Below are 16,158 nucleotides of genomic sequence, written 5' to 3'. Positions count from 1 at the left end.
AACCTGTGAGAATGACGGGCGGTCGATGAAGGACAAACTGCGCCGCAGGCGGCCGGGCAGCGTGTTGTCGGCGGAGCCCGAGTACGCGCTGGTCAACATCATCAAGATCCCCGACGCGGAGGTCAGCCCCGCGCGGGCGATCGGGCGCCGCATCCTGTTCGCTCTCGTGGCGCTGTTCTTCTGTGCCTTCCTCGTCTACGTCGACCGCAAGGGCTACCACGACGCCAAGGGCGAGGGGACGCTCACCTTCCTCGACGCCGTCTACTACTCGGCGGTGACGCTCTCGACCACCGGCTACGGCGACATCACCCCGGTGAGCGAGTTCGCCCGCCTGGTGAACATCATCATCATCACGCCGCTGCGCGTGCTGTTCCTGATCGTCTTGATCGGTACGACCCTCGAGGTCCTCACCGAGCGGTCGCGCCAGGCGCTGCGAATCCAACGCTGGAGGTCTACATTGCGGAACCACACTGTCGTCGTCGGGTACGGCACCAAGGGGCAGACCGCGGTCGACGCGATGCTCGCCGACGGGGTGAAGCCGGCCGAGATCGTGGTCGTCGACCCCTCGCCGGCCGCGCTCGAGGCCGCCGAGGCGCACGGGCTGGTCACCGTCCGCGGTGACGCGACCAAGTCCGACATCCTGCGGTTGGCCGGAGCCGCGCACGCGGCGAGCATCATCATCGCGACCAGCCGCGACGACACCGCGGTCCTGACCACGCTGTCGGCGCGCGAGATGAACCAGACGGCGACCATCGTGGCGTCCATCCGCGAAGCGGAGAACACACACGTCATGAAGCAGTCGGGCGCCAACTCGGTGGTGGTCAGTTCGGAGACGGCCGGCCGACTGCTGGGCATCGCGACGCAGACGCCGAGCGTGGTGGAGATGTTCGAGGACCTCCTCACGCCGGAGGAGGGGTACGCGATCGCCGAACGCGTCGTCGAACCGAGCGAGATCGGCGGGTCGCCCGCGCACTCGGTCGACATCGTGCTGGGCGTCGTGCGCGACGGTCACCTGTACCGCGTCAACGAACCCGAGGTGGACTCGATCGAACCGGGCGACCGCCTGCTCTACGTGCGGCGCACACCGGAGAAGGAACGCTGAGCCGGTGACCTTCAGCCTCCCCGAGCCACCGTTGTTCTCCCGTTCGACGGTGGACCGCGGCGGTGAATTCCGCGGCAACCACGGTGCCGCCCAGCAGGCCTGGGAGGAGGCGAAGGTGTTGCTGCTCGACGGTCGGGGACGGTTCCGCGTCGCCACCGAGGGCGGTCTGCACTGGGTGTCGGGGCCGGAGGCCGGCGACGGTCCGCCGCCGGACGCGGTCCTGCTCGGCGTCGACGGGGAGACCTTCTACTGGGCGCGGCGCGTCGACGAGCTCGACGAGCCGCTCGGCGACGCGCGATCAGCCGGACATCATCTGAGCGGCGACGACGCCGGACTCCTGGTCACCGCGCTGGGCATGCTCAATTGGAACGACAACGCCGGGTTCTCGCCGACCACGGGTGAGCCGACCGCGGTGGAGAAGTTCGGCTGGGTGCGGCGCGACCGGTCGTGCGGGCGCGAGGAGTTCCCGCGGACCGATCCGGCGATCATCACCGTCGTCCATGACGGCGGCGACCACATCCTGCTCGGCCGTCAGGCGATGTGGCCCGAGCGCTGGTACTCGACCCTGGCCGGTTTCGTCGAGCCGGGGGAGTCGCTGGAGCAATGCGTGATCCGCGAGGTCTACGAGGAGGTCGGGATCACCGTCGCCGACCCGCAATACCTGGGCAGTCAGCCGTGGCCGTTCCCGCGGTCGTTGATGCTGGGGTTCGCCGCGCTCGGCGACCCGGAGGAGCCGTTGCGGTTCCTCGACGGCGAGATCGCCGACGCGCAGTGGTTCACCCGCGACCAGGTGCGCGATGCCCTCGTCGCGAAGGAGTGGACCGATCCCGAGGGAGGCGATGATGCGCCGGCGGCCCCGCTGCGGCTGCCCGGCTCGGTGTCCATCGCACGGGCGATGATCGAGGCCTGGGCCGCCGCCCCCCCACCCGCTAACCGTCGAGTGGGCGGCGATTTCCGCCGAGTGGGCGGTGAATTTCGTCGAGTGGGCGGTTAGTGACCGCCGTGGTAGTGGCTGCCCTTGCCGTGGCTGTTGGAGCCGCCGTGCCGAGTGCTGCCTTTGCGGTTCCGCACCGGGATGCGGGTGAAGGGGATCAATCGGGTTGCTCGTTCTTTCCTCATGGCGCAAGGGTAGGCCCGACCCCGACCCGCCGTAGTCGATTCGGGAACAGACCGACGGCCCTGTGGTGTTATTCGGTGTATGAGTACCGACGCTCCCGCTTTGACGATGTACACGACGACCTGGTGCGGTTACTGCAACCGCCTCAAGACCGGGCTCAAGAGCCTCGGCGTCACCTGGGACGAGGTGAACATCGAAGAGGATCCGGCGGCCGCCGACTTCGTGGGCAGTGTGAACAACGGCAACCACGTCGTCCCGACGCTGAAGTACGCCGACGGCACGACGGCCACCAACCCGTCGATCGCCGACGTGCGGAAGAAGCTCGGCCTCTGACGCCGACGGTCGAACGCCCTGTCGGGACGGGGTGAGATAGTGGTCGGCGTGGGGGACCATCTTGCCGATCTCGACCCGGAGCAGCTCGCCGCGGCCACTGCGCCGCGCGGTCCGGTGTGCGTGCTCGCCGGAGCGGGGACCGGCAAGACCCGCACGATCACCCGTCGGATCGCCCATCTCGTCGACCAGGGGCAGGTCAATCCGGACCAGGTCCTCGCGGTCACCTTCACCGCGCGCGCCGCGGGGGAGATGCGCTCCCGGCTGCGGGCCCTGGGCATCGGCAGCACGGGGTCGGCGGCCGGCGTGCAAGCGCAGACTTTTCACGCCGCGGCGCTTCGTCAGCTTCGCTACTTCTGGCCGCGTTGCCTGGGCGACGCCCGGTGGGAGCTGCTCGATTCGAAGCTGCCCATCGTCGGACCGGCTGCGCGCAAGGCACAACTGCCGACCGCGACGGAGACCCTGCGCGACCTTGCGTCGGAGATCGAATGGGCCAAGGCCAGCCTGATCGGCCCGAGCGAGTATGCCGCGGCCGCGACCAAGGCCGGTCGCGACCTGCCGGCGCCCGCGGATCAGGTCGCCCAGGTGTTCGCCGCCTATGAGGCCGCCAAGGTCTCGCCGGACGGCGACTACCTCCTGGACTTCGACGACCTGCTGCTCTTCACCACCCAGATGCTCAGCGACGACGCCGGGCTGGCCGAGGAGTTTCGCGCTCGTTATCGGTGCTTCGTCGTCGACGAGTACCAGGACGTGACCCCGGTCCAGCAGGGCCTGCTCGACGCCTGGCTGGGCGAGCGCGACGACCTGACCGTCGTCGGCGACGCCAATCAGACGATCTACACCTTCGCCGGCGCACGACCGGACTACCTGCTGAACTTCTCGCGCCGCTTCCCCGAGGCGCAGGTCGTGCGGCTGGTCCGCGACTACCGCTCGACACCGGAGGTCGTCGACCTCGCCAACCGGGTCATCGGCGCGGCACGCGGTCGGGCCGCCGGGACCCGTCTGGAGCTCGTCGGGCAGCGCCCGTCCGGACCCGCGCCGCGCTTCGCCGAATACGCCGATGAACCCGCCGAGGCCGCCGCCGCCGTCGCCGACATCCGTCGACTCATCGACGATGGGGTGCCGGCATCGGAGATCGCCATCCTCTACCGGGTCAACGCCCAGTCGCAGGTGTACGAGCAGGCGCTGACCGAGGCGCAGATTCCGTACCAGGTCCGCGGTGGCGACGCCTTCTTCGCGCGGACCGAGATCCGCCAGGCACTGCGCGAGATCACCGCGGCGGCGCGCGCCGACCGGGTCGTCGCGGGCGGGGATCTCGTCGACGCGCTCACCGTCCTGCTCTTCCCGCTCGGCCTGACCCCCGACGAGCCGTCCGGCGCCGAGGCCAAGTCGCGGTGGGCGTCGCTGACCGCACTGGTCGAACTGGCCGAGGAGCTGCTCGCCCACAACCCGACCTTGAGCATGCGCGAGTTGGCGGCCGAGCTGACCTCCCGCGCGTCGGCCGGCCATCCCCCGACGATGCGCGGCGTCACACTGTCGTCGCTCCACGCCGCCAAGGGCCTCGAGTGGGATGCGGTCTTCCTGGTCGGCCTCACCGACGGCGCAGTGCCGATCAGCCACGCGATCGATGCCGGTTCGGAGGCCGTCGAAGAGGAGCGCCGCCTGTTCTACGTCGGCGTCACCCGCGCGCGCGAGCACCTGCGACTGTCGTGGGCGCTGGCCCGCAACGAGGGTGGTCGCCGCGGGCGGCGCAAGTCGCGCTTCCTGTCCGGCCTGTTGCCGACGTGTGAGCGCTGCTCGTCGCATCTGATGGGGGCGCGGGCCCTGCAAACGGGCGTGTGCGACTCGTGTTCGGGGGAGCGCCGCCACTCGACGACCGGCTCCAGGACCGCCCGCCGCACCGCGACCGTGCCGCTCGAGCCGGCCGACGCCGAACTGTTCGACAGCCTGAAAGCCTGGCGGCTGGCCGAGGCGAACCGGCAGGACAAGCCCGCCTACACCGTCTTCGCCGACAAGACGCTGCGGGAGATCGCGACCAGGCGGCCCGCCGACCTGCGGTCGCTGGCGCGCGTCAACGGCGTCGGGGCGGCCAAACTCGAGCGGTACGGTGACGACGTCGTGGCCATCGTCGCCAATGCGCCGTCGACCGCCGGCGACTGACAAAACCGCAGGTAGAAAATAGGTTGTGCCTTCTGCGGCCGGGCCGTACCCTGGTTCGAGTCAAGCAGCGGGGACCAACCCCTGCTGTGCACGAAACGAATCGAAAGGAGTACGGACAGTGAACTCAAGCGATCAGTTCAGCGGCCACACGTTCGCTGCCGTGCGCCTGTGGGAAGGCATCGTCCTGCCCGCAATCGATCTCGTTGGCGCACCGCACAAGTCGAACGTGGCACATGCGCCGCGAGCGACCAAGCGATTCTCCGTACCGGACCATCCGATGTGACGTAGTCCCTTCCGGACTCTTCCCGGCCACGGTGAATCGCGAACCGCGAGAACCGTGGCCGGTTTCTTTTGGCACGACGCCAGCTATTGGCACGACGCCGAGCCGCATCGATCCCCGAGTACTGCTGACCTTTGGAGAATCCCATGACCTGTTTGACCGACATCACCGTCGGCGCGGTCCCGGCCGCGCCCGACCTCACCTCTCTCGGCCTTCCGTGCCGGGAGACCGACGCCGACCTGTGGTTCGCCGAGGCCCCTGCGGACCTCGAGACCGCGAAGGCCCTCTGCCAGGGCTGCCCGTTGCAGCGGGAGTGCCTGGCGAGCGCCGTCGAGCGCGGCGAGCCCTGGGGCGTCTGGGGCGGCGAGATCTTCGACCGCGGTCAGATCGTCGCCCGCAAGCGTCCGCGCGGCCGCCCGCGCAAGGTCGCCAGCTGAACCGAGCCCGGCACGTGACTCACGTGCCGGGCTCGGTCTGCGTCAGCTGGGCACGGTCGGCGAGATTCTGGGCACGGTCGGCGAAAATCTGGGCACGGTCGGCGAGGGGGGATCAGTCGATCCCGGGAACCCACTCGGACACGATGGCGCGATAGGGCGCATGGGCCTCCAACTGGGAGGCGATGCCGACGCAGCCCAGCAGCACGCGGAAGAGCATCACGTACTCCTTGGGCACGTTCAGGTACCGGGATGTCTTGTAGACGTCGCCGCGCACGTCGGTCGCGTTGCCCGCGGCCCGCTGCATCCACTTGCGGGTGAAGTGGAAGTCGTCGACGTAGAGGGGGTCGACGAACGGCCGCAGGAAGGCCTCGAGGTCCTCGGCGGACACCTTGTTCGCGTGGCTGCGCTGGATGAAGTTCGTCTCGACCATCAGGTCGCGCAGTTCGTCGTACTGGCGGTCGCGGGCCAGCTTCAGGATCGGGCCCGTGGCCTCCGGCAAACCGTTCGGGTAGCGGCCGATGGCACCGAAGTCGAGGACGCCGAAGCGGCCGTCGTCGGCGATGAAGAAGTTGCCCGGGTGCGGGTCGCCGTGCAGCAGGCCGACGCGGTACGGCGAGGAGATCTCGAAGGTCGCCATCTGCGCGGCCGCGTGGTTGCGCTCCTCCTGGCTGCCCTCGGTGATCAGCTTCGACAGCGGGCGGCCGTTCACCCATTCGGACACCACGACCTTGGGGGCGCTGGCCACGACCTTGGGCACCAGGAAATCGGGGTCGCCGTCGTAGGCCTTGGCGAAGGCGCGCTGGTTCTCCGCCTCGCCGAGGTAGTCGAGCTCGTCGTCGGTGCGGTCGATCAGCTCGTCGACCATCGCCTTGACGTCGGTGCCGGGCGAGAGCTTCTGGATCAGCCCCGACATGCGTCCCAGCGTCTTGAGGTCCGCGCGCAACGCGTGGTCGGCGCCGGGGTACTGGACCTTGACGGCGACGTCGCGCCCGTCGGACCACACGCCCTTGTGCACCTGGCCGATGCTCGCCGCCGCGGCCGGCTCGTCGCTGAACTCTTGGAAGCGCTCGCGCCACTTGGTGCCCAGCTGCTGGTCGAGCACGGCGTGCACCTTGTCGGCGGGCAGCGGCGGGGCCTCGGCCTGGAGCTTGGTCAGCGCGTCGCGGAACGGCTCGCCGAACTCCTCGGGGATGGCGGCCTCCATGATGGACAGCGCCTGACCGACCTTCATCGCGCCGCCCTTGAGCTCACCGAGGACGGCGAACAGCTGCTCGGCGGTCTTCTCCATCAACTCCTGGTTGACTTCGTCTTTGCTCTTGCCCGCGATCCGCTTGCCCAGGCCGCCGACTGCTCGGCCGGCCACTCCGATCGGAAGGGCCGCCAACTTGGCATTGCGCCGTCCCGCCCCCCGAGTGATGTCGCTCATACCGGCAAGGATAGTCCACGCGCCGGAGCCTAGGAATCACGCCGACTCGCACCGCAGGAACAGTTCGGATGCGCGGGCCACTCCTTGTGGCGCAGGCGCACCGGGCGCGGGTGGATCTCGAGCGTCGTGTCCACCAGGTCGGGTCGGCGCGCGCCCCGCTCGGTCAGCCCGGCGGCGATCTGGTCGATCTGCTCGAGTGCGGCGCCGACGGCCAGGCGGGTGATCGCGTCGCTGGCGAAACCGATCCGGTCCACCAGCTGTGCGCACACGATCGGCCATTGCGGGTCGAGAGTCGCCCGGTGGTGGTCGGCGCAGTGCAGGCAGCTGGACCGACCGGGCAGGACGAGCGGTCCGACGACGCCGACGCCGTCGCGCAGCATGACCGGCAGGTGGGGGATGCGGTGCTGCATCAGGTCGGCGACGAGCAGCGGGTCGTGGTGGGCGAAGTCGGTGAGGACGACCAGCGTCGGCCGGGGAGGGCCGCCTCGCCACGGGCGGGCCAGGCGGGCGCTGCTGCGCGTGAGCGGATAGCCGGCGTCGGACAACGCGGCGCCGAGCCCGTCGCGCAGCGGACCGCGGCCGTGCAGGCACACGCGCAGGGTCGGGCGCGCGCCGGTGGTGATCGCCCCCATTGCGCGCAGCGGGGCGACGATGTCGTCGAAGTCGGTGCGACTCAGTCCCAGTCGCCGTAGGCGACCGCGCAGCCCCGACGTCCGGCCCGGTTCGCCGAGGGAGCGCAGGAGCACGGCGACGTCGTGGGCACTGGCGGTCGCCGGCAGGTCGACCAGCACGCTGTGCTCGGGGTCGCAGCCGATCTGGAGTTGGTGCTCGTCGCGCACCAGGATCGCCGCGCCGCGCCGCAGGGTGGGCCCGTGCCCGGTCGTCGTCTGTGTCGCCCCCATGGGGTGAGTGTGCGCGACCAGACCGCTGACACCTCTGGTCGACGGCTGTTTGTCCACAGGGGGAACCGGTCCCCGACCAGCAGCTATGGGCTATTCGTCAGATTTCTTGTCCTCGTCGGCCTCGTCGGCGATCTGCTTCTCCAGCGCGGCCAGTGGATCACCGTCGTCCCCGGCGACGATCCGGTCGATGAACGCTGCGGGCGCGTCGAGGTCGGAGCTGTCGGGCAGCAGGTCGGGGTGGTCCCAGACCCGGTCGCGGGTGGTGAGGTCGGTGGCCTGCAGGAGGCGGTCCCACAGTGCGGTCGCCTCGCGGACGCGGCGCGGCCGCAGTTCGAGGCCGACCAGCGTGGCGAAGGTCTGCTCGGCGGGCCCACCGGTGGCGCGCCGCCGACGGATGGTCTCGGTGAGGGCGGCCGTTGACGGGATGCGGTCGGACAGCCCGCGGGTGACCACGTGCTCGACCCAACCCTCGACGAGGGCGAGCAGGGTCTCGAGCCGGTCCAGTGCGGCCTGTTGTTCGGGGGTGGTGGTGGGCTCGAAGGAGGCCGCCGAGCCGAGCATCTCGTTGAGCTTCTCGGGGTTGGCCATCAACTCCTCGGGGTTGACGCCCTCGCCGAGGGAATCGGCGAGCCCACTGATGTCGACGGTGATCCCCGCCGCGTACTGCTCGACCGCCGACAGCAGGCGCTGGCGCAGCCATCCGACGTGCGTGAACAGGCGCAGGTGGGCGGCTTCCCGCGCGGCGAGGTAGACGATGATGTCCTGGGCGGGGAGGTCTAGGCCGTCGGCGAAGGAGGCGATGGCCTCGGGCAGCAGAACCGCGGTGCCCTCGGGGGCCAGCGGCAAGCCGATGTCGGTGCCGGTGAGGACCTCGGTCGCGAGTTTGCCCAGGCCCTGGCCCAACTGGGTGCCGAACACCGAACCCGACAGCTGGGTCATGATCCCCATCATCGGGCCGGCGAAGGCCGCGGCCTCCTCGGGCAACCCGGTCGCCCATGCCTGCGACAGTTGGCGGGCCAACGGGTCGCACAGCGTCGCCCAGGTCGGCAGCGACTCCTCGAGCCACTGCACCGGTGTCCAGGCGACCGAGGTCGTGACCCCGCTCGGCAGTGCGCTGACCTCGTCGAGCCACATCTCGGCCAGGTGCACGGCGTCGGCGACCGCCGACGTTTCTTTCTCGAGGACCGGGGTGAAGTCGCCGATCTCCTGGCGGGCGATGTTCTTGGCGAGGTCGTAGTTCACGGGCCCACCACCGGAACCGGTCGTCGGACCGGTACCGGTGCCCATCGCGCTGAACATGGTGCCGAGCTGGGAGAACAGCTGGCCGATCATCTCCGGACTCAGCTGGCTGGGGTCGAAGTCCGCGCCGAGCGCGCCGAACTGGGACGGGTCGAGCTTGGACGGGTCGAAATTCGACGGGTCGAAGCCGAACGGCACGCCCTTGCCCGACTCGCCCTTGCCGGACTCGTTCTTGTCGTCGTCGGGGTCCGGATCGTTGCCGGAGAACCCGAACGGGAGATCGCTCATGGTTCCACCGTACCGACCGATTACCCTGGCGCACGTGAATGCTTCCGTCGACTACCGCCGCATCGTCACCCTGGCCGTGACCGTCGCGCTGCTGGGCCTGTTCGTCTACCTCGGGACGAGTGTGCAGGTGCCCTACGTCGCGCTCGGTCCCGGGCCGACGGTGAACACGCTCGGCAAGGTCGACATCGACGACGGGAAGACGCCCGACGGCAAGGAGAAGACGCGCGAGGTGCCCGTGGTCGACATCTCGGGTGTGCCCGTCGATCCGACCGACGGCCACCTGAACCTCACCACGGTCTCGGTCACCGACGGGCTGAGTCTGTTCGACGCCCTGTCGCGCTGGGCCTCGCGCAGCTATTCGCTGGTTCCCCGTGAGCAGCAGTACCCGCCGGGCCAGTCCAATGACGAGGTCAAGGAGCAGAACGCCGCGCAGATGAGCGGGTCGGAACTGACTGCCCAGGCGGCCGCGCTGCGCCAGGTGCACCGCCCGACGAAGCTGGTGATCTCGTCGGTCGGGAAGGGCGGCCCCTCCGACGGCGTGCTCCGCAAGGACGACGAGGTGACGGCGATCGCCGGCACCCCGGTGGCCACCGTCGAGGAGATGCAGACGGCGGTGCGCGCGCACAAGCCGGGCGAGCGCCTCGACCTGGGCATCGTGCGGGCGGGAGCGCCGCAGCGGGTCTCGGTGACCCTGGGCAAGTTGGACGGCACCGACAAGGCCGGTCAGCCCAAGACGGTCAGCTTCCTCGACGTCTCGCCGGCGGTCGTCAACGCCGACCCGGCGATGAAGATCACGATGAACGTCGGTGACATCGGCGGCCCGTCGGCCGGTCTGATGCTCTCCCTGGCGATCGTCGACCGCCTCACCCCCGGCAGCCTGACCGGCGGCAAATTCATCGCGGGCACCGGCACCATCACCGACGAGGGGAAGGTCGGTCCGATCGGCGGCATCACCCACAAGATGGAGGCGGCGCGCGACGCGGGCGCCACCATGTTCCTGGTCCCGGCCGACAACTGTGCCGAGGCGCTCACCGATGTGCCGCGCGGGCTGACCCTCGTGAAGGTCGACACGCTGCCCAGCGCGATCGATTCGCTGAACGCCGCGCAGGCGGGCAAGCCGACGCCGGCCTGCGCTGCGAAGTAGCCGCTACCGGCGGATCGAACCCGCGATCCGGTTGGCGACGACGGCGCGACCGGTCGTGTTCAGGTGGAACGCCATGTTCCCCTGCGGGGCGTTGCGCCCGAAGAACCAGGCGCGGCCCGAACATGCGTCGTGACCGGGATCGGTGACGTCGATCAGCTTGCCGCCGACGCCCTCGGTCGCCGCGCGCAGACGGGTGTTCGCCTCCTTGAAGAGGTTGTTGAACCACACCGCGTCGGCCGTGCTCAGCTGCACCTGACGGCAGCCGTGCTTGCCGATGAAACCGCCGAGGCCGACAGTGAAGATCTGGGCCTGCGGGGCGCGGCCGCGGATGGCGCGCAGGGAGGTCGTGGCCTGGACCGTGAGGCGGCTCAGGCCCTGGCGGGCGCGCGCCTTGATGGCCGGGTTCTTGCTGCAGTTCTTACGGGCCCGGATGTTGCACTTCTTGAGGATCTCGGCCCAGTCGAGGTCGTTGCCGCCGGTACTCACGGTGATCACCTGCGCGGTGCGCGGCACCTGGGGGAGCTGGGCGGCGATGGGGAAGGCGAGGGAGCCGGTCATCGACCCGGTCATCGACCCGAGGGGGTCGTTGGTCTGGCGCAGGCCCATCATCTGCGGGTGGTTGCGCAGGTTGGCGCTCTTGGCGCCGATGCAGGAGATGTCGATGTAGGTGCGCGGCTTGATGCGGTCGCGAACCATCGAGGGGTAGTTGTCGCCGGACCGTCGGCACGGGTTGAGCTGGTAGTCGGCGGTGAGCGTCGCCGAGCCACCGGCGGCGCGCGAGTCACCCATCGCGACGTAGGTGCCGTGCGTGTACGGCGCGCCGGTGGGCAGTCCCGGGCGCGACGGCGGGGCCGGCGGGTCGGCGAGAGCGGTGGCCTCGCCGGCGGCGAGGAGCGTGACCAGGACTCCGGGCGCGACGAATCGTGCGAGTTTCTGGTGGGAATTCATTCGTATAGGTCTAGCAGAAACCGGTCACCGGAAAGTAATCGAGAGCAGGCGACTCGGTCACAGTCCGTCGTCGGAATTGAGGGTTGCGGCCAGGGCGTCCAGCAGTCCGGGAGCCAGATCCGGGTGGGCGAGGAGTTCCAGGCGGCCGTCGGATTCCTCGGTCTCCTCGGCGCGCAGCTGCAGCAGCGCCAGTCGCCGACCGTCGCGCAGCGCGCCGGCGATCAGCCGCGCCTCTTGCCCGCCCGGATGCGACTCGGCGGTCGCGCGGGCGGCTGCGTCGGCGGCCTCGGGATCGGCCATCAGCGGTTCGAAGGCCTCGTCCAGGTCGTCCTCGGCCTGCGGCGGCAGCACGATGATCTCCTGCACGAGCGCACACCCGGCGACCGCGTCGGGCCACTGTGTCGTCGCCAGCACGTGCTCGAGCTCGTCGTCGACGGTCTGCGGGTCGTCGGACAACGGCAGTTGCTCCTGGGCTATCGGGGAGAGCTCGGAGTCGTCGTACTCGTCGACGAGATCGGGGTCGGTGTGCGCGAGGACCGTCGTCGGGACGAGCGCGAACAGCATCGGCGGCTGCCCCCACCCGGCGGCGTCGACGAACTCGGTCACATCGCGAAGGGCGGAGCCCAGCGCATCGGGGGACAGGTCGGCGTCGGTCACCACTCCATCATCGCCCACCGCGGACTGTGCGGTCGCGCCGGACGTCGATACAGTGGATGGAAATCGGACATGCGCTGACTCGACGGAAATGAGCGACACGTGACTAGCCCAACCATGCCCGCGCTGACGCGCCGGGGACGGATCATGATCGGCGTCGGGGTCGCCATCCTCCTACTCCTGCTCGTCGGGCCGCGCCTGGTCGGGATCACCACCGACTGGCTGTGGTTCAGCGACCTGGGCTACCGCTCGACCTACACGACGATCTTCTGGACCCGGATCGTCGTCTTCCTGGTCGTGGCGCTCGTGGTCGCCGCGATCATCGGTGCCGCCATTTACGCCGCCTATCGGAGCCGGCCGATCGTCGTCAGCTCCCTCGGACCCGGTGACCCGCTGGCCAACTACCGCTCGGCGGTGTCCGCGCGTCCCCGCCTGTTCGCCTTTGCCCCCGCCGTCGTCTTCGGCGTGATCGCCGGACTCGTCGCGCAGGCGTCGTGGTCGACGGTGCAGATGTTCCTGCACCGCGAGCGATTCGGCGTCAAAGACCCACAGTTCGGCAAGGACATCGGCTTCTACGCGTTCGACCTGGGCTTTTACCGGATGGTGCTGTCGATCCTGACGATGGCGGTGATCATCGCCTTCGTCGCGAACCTCGTGACGCACTACGTCTTCGGCGGCATTCGTCTGGGCGGCAACGGAACGCCGGGCACGCTGACGTCGGCGGCCCGGATCCAACTGGCCGTGATCGCCGGTACGTTTCTGCTGCTCAAAGCGGTCGGGTACTGGTTGGACCGGTATTCGCTGTTGTCCAGTGGTCGGCGTGCAGAGATGTTCGCGGGCGCCGGCTACACCGACATCAACGCCGTACTGCCGTCCAAGCTGATCCTGATGGCGATCGCGGTCATCTGCGCGGTGGCGTTCTTCGCCGGCGCCGTGCTGCGCGACCTGCGGATCCCCGCGCTGGCCACCGCGCTGATGTTGCTGTCGTCGCTGATCATCGGCATCGGCTGGCCGGCCGTGATGGAACAGTTCTCGGTCAAGCCGAACGCACAGCAGAAGGAAGCGGAGTTCATCTCGCGCAATATCGCCGCGACACGTCAGGCCTACGGCATCGACAAGGCCAACGTCAGCTACGAACACAACTGGACGTCGGTCCCCCCCGTGCCGGAAGCCGTCAACTCCGATACCGCGACCCTCTCGAACATTCGTCTTCTCGACCCCAACGTCGTTTCGCCGGCCTTCGCGCAGTCCAACAGCCTGCGCAACTTCTATGCCTTCCCAAAGCAACTCTCGGTCGACCGCTACAAGGTCGACGGCCAGATCCGCGACTTCGTCGTCGCAGTCCGCGAACTGGATCCTTCGCGCTTGGACGACAATCAGCGTGACTGGATCAACCGGCACACCGTGTACACCCACGGCAACGGCTTCATCGCCGCCCAGGCCAACACGGTGGGCTCGGTCGGCTCGACTACCGATGCAGACAGTGGGGGCCTGCCGGTCCTGCGAGTCAGTGACCTGGACACCATCGGAAGCCCCGACTATCAGCGCACCGCGCCGATCAAAGTCAAGCAACCGCGTATCTACTTCGGCGAGCTCATCGCCCGGAATCCCGACTACGCGATCGTCGGCACTGACGGCGCAGCCAAGGAGTACGACGGCGAGGGGAGGCAGAAGTACACGCACACCGGAACGGGTGTCTCCCTCGGCAACTGGTTCAACCGAACACTGTTCGCAGTCAAGTACGCCGACCGCAATCTCCTCCTGTCCTCGGTGATCAACAAGAACTCGAAGATCCTGTACAACCGGGACCCCCGTGACCGGGTGAAGAGCGTGGCTCCGTGGCTCACCGTCGATTCGAAGACGTATCCGGCGGTGATGGCAGACGGGTCGATCAAGTGGATCGTCGACGGGTACACCACCCTCGACCGCTACCCGTATTCGCAGCCGACGTCGCTGCAGAGCGCGACTACCGACGTGCGCACGCTGACTGCCGGCCAGACGGCTCGCGTGCAGCTCGATCGTGAGGTCACCTACGTTCGCAACTCGGTGAAGGCCACCGTTGACGCTTATAGCGGCAAGGTTGAGCTCTTCCAGGCCGATGACAAAGACCCTGTGCTCAAGACCTGGATGAAGGTCTTCCCCGGCACGGTGAAGCCCCGAGCCGAATTCGACAAGCGCCTCGATCTCCGCGAGCACGTGCGCTACCCGGAAGACCTGTTCAAGATCCAGCGTGGCCTGTTGCTCAAGTACCACGTCGACGATCCGAAGGAGTTCTTCAGCGGCAGCGACTTCTGGTCGATTCCGGCCGATCCGACCACTGATAGTGCTTCCGCTGGAAGTGAGTCGGCCACACCGACTCCGCCGACTCCGGGGGTTCGGACGCGCAGTCAGGTCCAGCCTGCACAGGAAGACGTGCAGGCCCCGTACTACTTCACCGCGGCGGCCCCGGTTGACGAGCGGCGACCGGAGTTCCAATTGACGACGGTGCTCACCGTGCGGAAGAAGTCGTACCTGGCGGCGTACGTCACGGCCTCGTCGAACCCGGAGACTTACGGGAAGCTGACCGTGAAGGTTCTGCCGTCGAACAAGCAGTATATCGGCCCCCGCCAGGCGCAGGACCGGATGAAGACGGCGACCACCGGTGTGCGCAAGATGCTCGAGGGCACCGTCGATTCGACTTACGGAAACCTGCTCACGCTGCCCGTTGGCAAGAACGGCGTGCTCTACGTCGAGCCCCTGTACACGCAGTCCAAGAACGCCGACTCGGCCGTTCCGAAGCTCTTCGGCCTGATGGTGTCGTACAACGACAGGGTTGCCTTCTCGCCGACATTGTCAGGCGCTCTTCGTCAGGTGGGAATCAACCCGGAGGAAGTGTCCGCGCCTGAAGGCACTCCCGGTCAGGGGCTCCCGCCTGTTGCCGTCGGCGCACCGGCTCCGACGACGCCGAACGCAGGTCGAGACGACGCGGTCAAGGGAATCAATGACGCCCTTGACGCACTGACCTCGGCTCAGCAATCGGGGAACTTCAAGTCCTACGGTGAGGCGCTCGACCGATTGAAGGATGCGATCGCCAAGTACCGGTCCTTGCCGAACTGAGCGAGTGGGTCAGACGCGGTACTCGTCGAGGTACCGGCGCGTCTCGATCTCGGTGTTCTCCGGCTGCATGGGTCCGTGCTTGGCGTGGACCGTCACCAGCCGGAAGGCGATGACGGCGACGGCGAAGAACAGCAGCGCCGCGATGCCGACGATCATCGACGCGCCGTGGCCGGTCGCAAGGGCGACGAGCCACATCCCGGCGCAGGCGATGCCCGCCAACGTGGCGCAGAATGCGACGACGCTCATCGGGTGGTTGCCGTGGGATTCGTGGTGATGCACCACATGGGTGGTAGCCATCATGACCTCCTCGGGGTGGACCAATCGGCGTCCACCCATGATACGCGCGTAGTGTGACGCGGAACACAGTCTTGCGATCTGTGTGCGTTCGCTCCCGCGGCCGACCGATCGGTTGGTCCGTTTCGCCGTCGGAGCCGTAGAGTCAGCGAGACGATGGGTTCCCCGTCGTCACAGCCGTACAACGTGAGAGGCCGCCGCCGATGCCCCCGCTCAGCCGGGTAGAGATCGCCAAGCTCATCGTGACCGCCATCCTCGGTGTCGTCGCGCTGGTGGTCGGGTCGATCAGCGTCGTCCACGTGGGTCGCCTCTTCGGTGTCGGCGTCTACCCGGTCACCGTCTCGATGCCCGATTCCGGCGGCATCTTCGAGCACGCCGAGGTCACCTACCAGGGTGTCCCGGCCGGCCGGGTCGGCAAGCTCCAACTCACCAAGTCCGGTGTCGACGTCACCCTCCAGCTCGACGCGGGCAAGCCGCGCATCCCCGCGTCCGTGACGGCCGTCGTGGCGAATCGCTCGGCGATCGGCGAGCAGTACATCGACCTGCGGCCGACCTCGGCCGCCGGGCCGTTCCTGCACGCCGGGTCCCGCATCACCCAATCCGAACAGCCCGCTCCGTTGGAGGATGTGGTGAATTCGGCGTTGGATTTTGCCGAGTCGGTGCCGGTGGAGGATTTGCAGACGATTGTCGAGGAGTTGGGCAAGGCGTTCAACGGTCAGGGTGAGAATCTGACGCGGTTGG

16 protein-coding genes are annotated in these 16,158 nt (G+C 68.5%); 9 read left to right on the top strand and 7 right to left on the bottom strand.

Going from position 1 to position 16,158, the window contains the following annotated elements:
- The first annotated feature begins 25 nt into the window (after window positions 1-25).
- A complete protein-coding gene (locus QM634_RS06725; protein WP_415042000.1) occupies window positions 26-1,102 on the top strand; it encodes a potassium channel family protein in 1,077 nt (358 codons plus the stop codon).
- Between the two features lie 4 nt (window positions 1,103-1,106).
- Window positions 1,107-2,096: an NAD(+) diphosphatase gene (gene nudC / locus QM634_RS06720; RefSeq protein ID WP_415041999.1), complete on the top strand. Its 990-nt coding sequence runs from the start codon at window positions 1,107-1,109 to the stop codon at window positions 2,094-2,096.
- Here the strand turns inward: nudC and QM634_RS06715 are convergent.
- Complete coding sequence (locus QM634_RS06715; protein WP_415041998.1) at window positions 2,093-2,221, bottom strand: hypothetical protein; 129 nt, start codon at window positions 2,219-2,221, stop codon at window positions 2,093-2,095. The two genes, nudC and QM634_RS06715, sit on opposite strands and share 4 nt — an antisense overlap.
- Window positions 2,222-2,300: 79 nt before the next feature.
- Between QM634_RS06715 and QM634_RS06710 the strand changes: the two genes are divergently transcribed.
- From QM634_RS06710 to QM634_RS06695, 4 genes are all read left to right on the top strand, one after another.
- Entirely contained in the window at window positions 2,301-2,552 is a 252-nt protein-coding gene (locus tag QM634_RS06710; protein WP_415041997.1) for a mycoredoxin, read from the top strand.
- Between the two features lie 39 nt (window positions 2,553-2,591).
- Window positions 2,592-4,709, top strand: coding sequence for an ATP-dependent DNA helicase UvrD2 (locus QM634_RS06705; protein WP_415041996.1), 2,118 nt, complete (start codon window positions 2,592-2,594; stop codon window positions 4,707-4,709).
- A gap of 118 nt (window positions 4,710-4,827) precedes the next feature.
- Window positions 4,828-4,992 (top strand): hypothetical protein, encoded by a 165-nt coding sequence (locus QM634_RS06700; RefSeq protein ID WP_415041995.1) that lies wholly within the window; start codon window positions 4,828-4,830, stop codon window positions 4,990-4,992.
- Between the two features lie 143 nt (window positions 4,993-5,135).
- Entirely contained in the window at window positions 5,136-5,426 is a 291-nt protein-coding gene (locus QM634_RS06695) for a WhiB family transcriptional regulator (protein ID WP_415041994.1), read from the top strand.
- Window positions 5,427-5,538: 112 nt separating this feature from the next.
- Here QM634_RS06695 and QM634_RS06690 read toward each other — a convergent pair whose 3' ends face one another.
- The 3 genes from QM634_RS06690 to QM634_RS06680 all read right to left on the bottom strand — a co-directional run bounded on the left by QM634_RS06690 (window position 5,539) and on the right by QM634_RS06680 (window position 9,281).
- Entirely contained in the window at window positions 5,539-6,852 is a 1,314-nt protein-coding gene (locus tag QM634_RS06690) for an ABC1 kinase family protein (RefSeq protein WP_415041993.1), read from the bottom strand.
- A 29-nt stretch (window positions 6,853-6,881) separates the two neighbouring features.
- Window positions 6,882-7,754: a hypothetical protein gene (locus QM634_RS06685; RefSeq protein WP_415041992.1), complete on the bottom strand. Its 873-nt coding sequence runs from the start codon at window positions 7,752-7,754 to the stop codon at window positions 6,882-6,884.
- Window positions 7,755-7,844: 90 nt separating this feature from the next.
- Complete coding sequence (locus tag QM634_RS06680; RefSeq protein WP_415041991.1) at window positions 7,845-9,281, bottom strand: zinc-dependent metalloprotease; 1,437 nt, start codon at window positions 9,279-9,281, stop codon at window positions 7,845-7,847.
- On the opposite strand from QM634_RS06680, the gene QM634_RS06675 reads away from it, so the two are divergent.
- On the top strand, window positions 9,280-10,425 hold the full coding sequence (locus QM634_RS06675; protein WP_415041990.1) for a PDZ domain-containing protein: 1,146 nt from the start codon (window positions 9,280-9,282) through the stop codon (window positions 10,423-10,425). The genes QM634_RS06680 and QM634_RS06675 overlap by 2 nt on opposite strands.
- Window positions 10,426-10,428: 3 nt before the next feature.
- Here the strand turns inward: QM634_RS06675 and QM634_RS06670 are convergent, their stop codons facing one another.
- Window positions 10,429-11,373, bottom strand: a complete 945-nt coding sequence (locus tag QM634_RS06670; RefSeq protein ID WP_415041989.1) for an SGNH/GDSL hydrolase family protein — start codon at window positions 11,371-11,373, stop codon at window positions 10,429-10,431.
- 57 nt (window positions 11,374-11,430) lie between these two features.
- Entirely contained in the window at window positions 11,431-12,030 is a 600-nt protein-coding gene (locus QM634_RS06665; RefSeq protein WP_415041988.1) for a PPA1309 family protein, read from the bottom strand.
- 114 nt (window positions 12,031-12,144) lie between these two features.
- Here QM634_RS06665 and QM634_RS06660 point away from each other — a divergent pair, with 114 nt between their 5' ends.
- On the top strand, window positions 12,145-15,123 hold the full coding sequence (locus QM634_RS06660) for a UPF0182 family protein (protein ID WP_415042014.1): 2,979 nt from the start codon (window positions 12,145-12,147) through the stop codon (window positions 15,121-15,123).
- A 9-nt stretch (window positions 15,124-15,132) separates the two neighbouring features.
- On the opposite strand, the gene QM634_RS06655 is transcribed toward QM634_RS06660, so the two are convergent.
- Window positions 15,133-15,459, bottom strand: coding sequence for a hypothetical protein (locus QM634_RS06655; protein ID WP_415041987.1), 327 nt, complete (start codon window positions 15,457-15,459; stop codon window positions 15,133-15,135).
- Window positions 15,460-15,620: 161 nt separating this feature from the next.
- On the opposite strand from QM634_RS06655, the gene QM634_RS06650 reads away from it, so the two are divergent.
- On the top strand, window positions 15,621-16,158 hold a 538-nt coding region (locus QM634_RS06650; protein WP_415041986.1), incomplete at its 3' end, for an MlaD family protein.

It is taken from the genome of Gordonia sp. (in: high G+C Gram-positive bacteria) (assembly GCF_047606305.1).
Taxonomy (GTDB): domain Bacteria; phylum Actinomycetota; class Actinomycetes; order Mycobacteriales; family Mycobacteriaceae; genus Gordonia.
Note: the sequence above shows the minus strand (reverse complement) of the source record. Positions and strands in the feature narration are given on the sequence as shown.